This is a genomic window from Fulvivirga lutimaris (assembly GCF_009711525.1).
Lineage (GTDB): Bacteria > Bacteroidota > Bacteroidia > Cytophagales > Cyclobacteriaceae > Fulvivirga > Fulvivirga lutimaris.
This window is the reverse complement of sequence record NZ_SMLV01000274.1, coordinates 3,818-9,865: the sequence shown is the minus strand read 5'-3', so window position 1 is coordinate 9,865 and position 6,048 is coordinate 3,818. Positions and strand designations below refer to the sequence as shown.

Annotated in this window: 4 protein-coding genes; 2 read left to right on the top strand and 2 right to left on the bottom strand. The window is 39.5% G+C overall.

Going from position 1 to position 6,048, the window contains the following annotated elements; genetic code table 11:
* On the top strand, window positions 1-764 hold a 764-nt coding region (locus tag E1140_RS04355; protein ID WP_185153423.1), incomplete at its 5' end, for a glycoside hydrolase family 97 C-terminal domain-containing protein.
* An 18-nt stretch (window positions 765-782) separates the two neighbouring features.
* On the top strand, window positions 783-3,929 hold the full coding sequence (gene lacZ / locus E1140_RS04350; protein WP_155179421.1) for a beta-galactosidase, LacZ type: 3,147 nt from the start codon (window positions 783-785) through the stop codon (window positions 3,927-3,929).
* 118 nt (window positions 3,930-4,047) lie between these two features.
* On the opposite strand, the gene E1140_RS04345 is transcribed toward lacZ, so the two are convergent.
* The gene (locus E1140_RS04345) at window positions 4,048-5,127 is read right to left on the bottom strand and encodes a glycoside hydrolase 5 family protein (protein WP_221412630.1); all 1,080 of its coding nucleotides are present in this window, start codon (window positions 5,125-5,127) and stop codon (window positions 4,048-4,050) included.
* Window positions 5,128-5,537: 410 nt separating this feature from the next.
* On the bottom strand, window positions 5,538-6,048 hold a 511-nt coding region (locus E1140_RS04340; RefSeq protein ID WP_221412629.1), incomplete at its 5' end, for a hypothetical protein.

The following is a 6,048-nucleotide window of genomic DNA, read 5'->3' as shown; positions in this document are numbered from 1 at the left end:
CAAAAGGAATTAAAGTGGACTTCATGCAGCGCAATGATCAATACATGGTTAGCTCCTATGAGCGAATAGCAAAGGAATGTGCCAAATTGGAACTTCTAGTTGATTTCCATGGAGCTTTTAAGCCTTCAGGATTAAGAAGAAAATATCCCAATGTAATTAACTATGAAGGTGTAAAGGGCAGCGAAAACAACAAATGGAGTGCTGATATTACTCCTGAGCACAATGTTACTATTTCGTTTATCCGTATGGCAGCCGGACCCATGGACTACACCCCCGGTGCTATGATTAACAAAATGCCGGACAACTATTCTATCAGCTTTGAAAGGCCTATGAGTTTAGGAACGAGAGCACACCAGGTGGCCATGTATGTTGTTTATGAAGCTCCACTGCAGATGATGTGCGAATCACCATCCAGATATTACCAAGAACAGGAAACGGTTGATTTCATCACTCAAATACCTACAACCTGGGATGAGACCGTTGTACTAAAAGGTGCTGTTGGTGACTATATAGCCGTGGCCAGAAGAAAAGGTAACAAATGGTATATTGGCGCTATGACAGACTGGGATGCCAGATCATTAGAACTTGATCTATCCTTTTTAGGTGATGGTGACTATACTATGGAAGTATTTAAAGATGGTATAAATGCCGGCATGTTTGCTGAAGATTATAAAAAGGAAACAACAACTGTCCAGAAAGACGCTAAGGTCAAAGTAGAATTATCTTCCGGTGGAGGCTGGACTGCTATTATTAAAAAAGACTAACACAAAAGATCTAACCCAATGAAATTAAGCTACCTGATCATACCCCTGGTTGCTTCGCTCATGTTCTCGTGTGAAGAACGAGTGCCAGAGAGACCGATTTACACTGCACAGGATTGGGAGAACCCTGAGTGGGAAGACCCAGAAATATTTCAGATTAATCGGGAATATCCAACTGCTTCTTTTGACAGATACACCGATGCGGCTACAGCCATTGTAAATGAAGATTGGAAGAATTCGCCTTTGTATAAATCCTTAAATGGCACCTGGGATTTTTATTATGCAGATAGTGTGCAAGCCAGACCCACTGATTTTTACAAAGAGGGTTTTGATATTGCTGGTTGGGATAAAATAGAAGTGCCGTCAAATTGGGAAATTAAAGGATATGGTATTCCTTTCTATACCAATATTACTTACATGTTTCCTCCTAATCCGCCAGTGATTCCTCATGAGATGAATAACAATGGTAATTATAAAAAGGCCTTTGAAATTTCTAAAGATTGGGACGGGAAGGACATCTATTTACATTTCGCTGGCGTGAGCGGAGCCATGTACGTGTGGCTTAATGGTAAAATGGTTGGTTATAACGAGGGCAGCAAAACCGCTGCAGAATTTAAGATTACAGATTTAGTGAAGACGGGCACCAACAATTTGGCCGTTCAGGTTATGCGCTGGTCAGATGCAAGTTATATTGAAGATCAGGATTTTTGGCGACTGAGTGGTATTGAACGCGATGTCTATGTTTATGCCGCGAATAAAGTGACATTGAGAGATTTCAGGGTAACCTCAGATTTGGAAAATGACTTTAAAGATGGCGTGTTTAAAGTTGCTTTGAAAATTGACAATAATACAGGTGAGTTAAAAAATGAAACTGTATCTGTAAAGCTCTTAGACGGAGACCAAGAAATATTCAGCGAAAACAAAACCGTTGACTTAAACCCAAAGAGAAATAGGGTCGATTTCGAAAAAGAAATACCTGCTGTTAAAGTTTGGAGTGCAGAGCATCCGAACCTGTATACCTTGTTAATCACAGTAAACGGTGAGTCAACGGCAGTAAAAGTTGGGTTTAGAAATATTGCCATCAAGAATAACCAGTTTTTGGTGAATGGGAAACCAATATTGATCAAAGGAGTAAACCTTCATGACCATAGCGATACAAAAGGCCATGTTGTCTCTAAAGATCTAGTGATGAAAGATTTGGAAGTGATGAAGAAGCATAATGTTAATGCCATACGCTGTAGTCATTACCCAAAAGATCCTCAGTTCTACCGATTGACAGATAAATACGGTTTTTATGTCATTGATGAAGCCAATATAGAAACCCATGGTATGGGTGCTACTAATCAGGGGCTTGATAGCGATAAAGAAAGACAGGCCGTTCATCCTGCCTATTTGCCAGCATGGAAAGCCGCCCATTTGGACCGAACCGTAAGAATGTTTGAGCGAGATAAAAATCACCCCTCTATTGTGACATGGTCTTTAGGCAACGAAGCCGGAAATGGGGATAATTTTTTCGCCACTTATGATTGGTTGAAAAAACAGGACAGCTCCAGACCAACCCAATATGAAGGTGCAACCAATTATGCTAATAGCGATATTCAGGTACCCATGTACTGGTCTATTGAAAGCATGATTGAGTATGCGGAGAGCAACCCTACCCGTCCGTTAATTCAATGTGAATATGCGCATGCGATGGGCAATAGCGTTGGAAATTTGCAGGACTACTGGGATGTGATTGAGCAATATGACATCATGCAAGGCGGGTTTATATGGGACTGGGTAGATCAGGGACTGTTGACCAAAAATGAAAAAGGTGAAGAATTTTGGGCTTATGGAGGAGATTTGGGTGGATATGATTTTCAGAATGATGACAACTTCTGCATCAATGGCTTGGTGAATCCTGACAGAACACCACACCCCTCCCTGTATGAAGTAAAAAAGGTGTATCAATCGATTAAATTCAAGTCCTCTGATTTAGAAAGTGGCGAGATAGAAGTAAAAAACATGTATGATTTTACCAACCTCAGTGAATATGATTTCTCATGGAAGATCTTAGAAAATGGCATTCAAAAGTCGGAGGGTGTAATGCCCATGCTTGATATCGAGCCCTATGAATCCAGAAAAGTGACAATTGAGCTACCACAACTAGAAGATAATTCAGCTGAATATAACATAAATATTTATGCCAAAACCAAAAGTGCCACTGATTTGGTGCCTGCAGGGCATGTTATTGCTTATGAACAATTTCAACTGAATGAACCAACAAGAAATGTGACTTTATCAAAAATCAAAAATCCATTGGAAGTGACTAATGATGATAAGTCCATATCAATAGCAGGTGAGGGATTCAAAATGGCCTTTGATAAAGCCACAGGTACATTGAGTACTTTAGATTATGGTCAGGGCAATATGATTGTCGAAGGCATAAAGGCCAACTTTTGGAGAGCACCAATTGATAATGATTTTGGTTATAATATGCCTGAAAAATTAGGGGTTTGGAAGGAGGCTTCCTCTGAACAAACCCTTTTATCCATCAAACAGAAAGAAGCTGATGATGGACTGGTTTCCATTGAATCAATCTTCGAGTTAGCGTCTGTAAATGGCAAAGTGACCATCAACTATACAATTAATGATGTGGGGGAAGTAATGGTAAAAACGAAGTTAAAGGGCATCGATTCGAGCCTTCCAGTGCTGCCAAGGTTTGGAAACAATTTTATCATCAGTAAGGGGTTTGATCAGGTTAAGTGGTTTGGAAGAGGGCCGTATGAAAACTATCAGGATAGAAATACTTCTGCTTTGGTTGGTCAATATGAAGCATCAGTTTCTGACTTATATTTTGCCTATATCAGACCTCAGGAAAACGGGTACAGAACCGATACACGCTGGGTTGCTTTTACAAATTCCGCTGGTAAGGGAATCAAAATAATGGCTTCAGAACATTTCAGCTTTAGTGCACATCATCAGTATAATGCAGACTTTGACGCTGGAGAAAAGAAACAGCAAAGGCATACTACGGATATAGTAAAACGTGATTTTGTCAATATCAATATTGATCACTCTCAAATGGGTGTAGGTGGTGATACAAGTTGGGGAAGAATGGCTCATGAAGAGTATCAAATACAACCTGCTAATTTATCTTATAGCTTTAAGATAGAACCGGTGAAGTGATACAGATAAAATCGTTTCGGTTACTGTATAGCAACAGTTTTATAAGATAGAATAGCCTAGATCATTGAAGAAATGAAATAGGCTATTCCAATTTTACTTTAAGAGTTAATTAACGTGATTAATTTGCTCCAGTCAGGCTTTTGATAAGATCAACTTCTTCTTGTCTGTAAGGGGTACCGTCTGATCTGAATATTTCATGAAACCATAGCTCAGGTTCAGCACCATCAGGAATGGGCTCATCCCAGGCATATTTGGTGTTTGACTTACCATCAACCAGCCCCCAATTAATGGCTCCCACATTTTCCTTTTTCAAAATAGGCATAATGTTTTGGAAAAAGCTGTTGTTGCGCCTTGCCATATATTCCGTACATACCAAAGGTCTGTTCCTTAGTTTTAGGCTGTCAATAGTCTGTTGGTGATTTTCAGGATCGAGATAGTTGTGATAGGTAATGATATCAGAATGATCCAATTGATATTTATTTAAATCAGTAAGTCCTGCATTCCAAATTCCTGAGGTAAGCGGTTGTGAGGGTCGTACTTCCCAGGCCCATTCAAAGACCTTTTGAAGCAACGGCATTGACTTATTACCATAACCAGAATTTCCTGGCTCATTATACAAATCCCAAAGTACGATCCGCTCATCATATTTGAAAGTTGTAAGGACATCCTTTACATAATCTTCCAGCCCAACAACAAGAGTTTCATCTTCATGAAGAAGATCCCCCGGATCACGAACCCAGCCAGAATTATGAACGCCTGGTTTAGGATCAGGTTGTTTACCTGCCTGATAAGTAGGATTCCAGCAATCATCAAAAAAAACAAACATCGTTTTCATGCCATGCTGAGTAGCTATTTCTAAATATCTATCAATTCTTTTTTTAAACCCTTCTTTGTCAACTTCCCAAGCTACGTGGTGTAGATAAACACGCATGCAATTCATTCCAATGTCTTCTGCCCATCCAAGTTCTCTATCAATAGTCTCCTCATCAAAGGTAGCTGCCTGCCACATCTCTAGTTGATTGATGGCCGTGCTGGGATTAAAATTACTTCCCCGTAACCAGCCATTGTCAGCAGACCATTCTCTACTTTGTTCAATGGTCCATATATCTATTTTTTCTTCTTCCTTTTCTGCGTTGTTCTGATTGGTTTGGCAGGCGAAAAGTGATAATGCCAGAAGTACAATTGGCAAATATTTCATTACAGTATTATTTAATTAAAAGTGCTTTTTAAATGATGTAATTGGTCTGACAGATTGGAACTATAAATATATTGGAAATATCAACTCATCCAACTTTAAAGCCCAAAAGTTGAGGTGGAAAAGAGCAAAGCAGAGGTTCCATGATCATCTTTTATATAAATGGTCAAAATGCCCTTTAGAAGACAGGGATTGGTGGAGCATGCGCATAAAAAAAAGCCAGTAACTTTCGTTAACTGGCTTTGATGGTAGCGGGGACTGCGCCAGTAATTACTTTACTGAATTATAACAAATTATACTTCAATGTACATTTCTTGGATAAGAAAAGGGGTTTGAATTTTTTGGAGACGTACAATCTATATATGTTTTAGTAAAAAATGATAAAGGTTTCGTTTACGGAGTGTTTACAGGCGCTACTTCACCACCCTAAAACCGGTCTTGAAGCTTACAGGGCTTTGGTAAATGCCGTTGGCGTTGTTGTGCAGAAAATTGTATGTGATGATGGCTTGTACTTCAAGAAAAGATGCTACTTTGAATTTTCTGCCTATGCCTAATAGTAGTGTCTCTTCCCAGACTCTTTGAGAAGTGTCATTCTCACTCACCATTTTGCTAATCCTGCCGCCTTCCAGGTAACCAAAGAAGTTCTTGAAGATCATGTGATTAGCAAAGATGCCATAGCCAAAGACCGTTTCACTATTTACGGTTTGGGAAGTTGGTGACGCTGAACCGAATTGTGCTTGAAAGGTAGTTTGAATACCTGCTTCAAAGGCTTTATTCCATTTATACCCTATAACAGGTGATAAATCCAATGTCAGAGGGTCTGTACCGGTTAATGAAAGGTTACCGCCCAGCACCAATCTTTTCCAAAACGATTCTCCTTTTAATGAACTTCTTTTCTTGGCTGTTGACAGATCATCACTATCT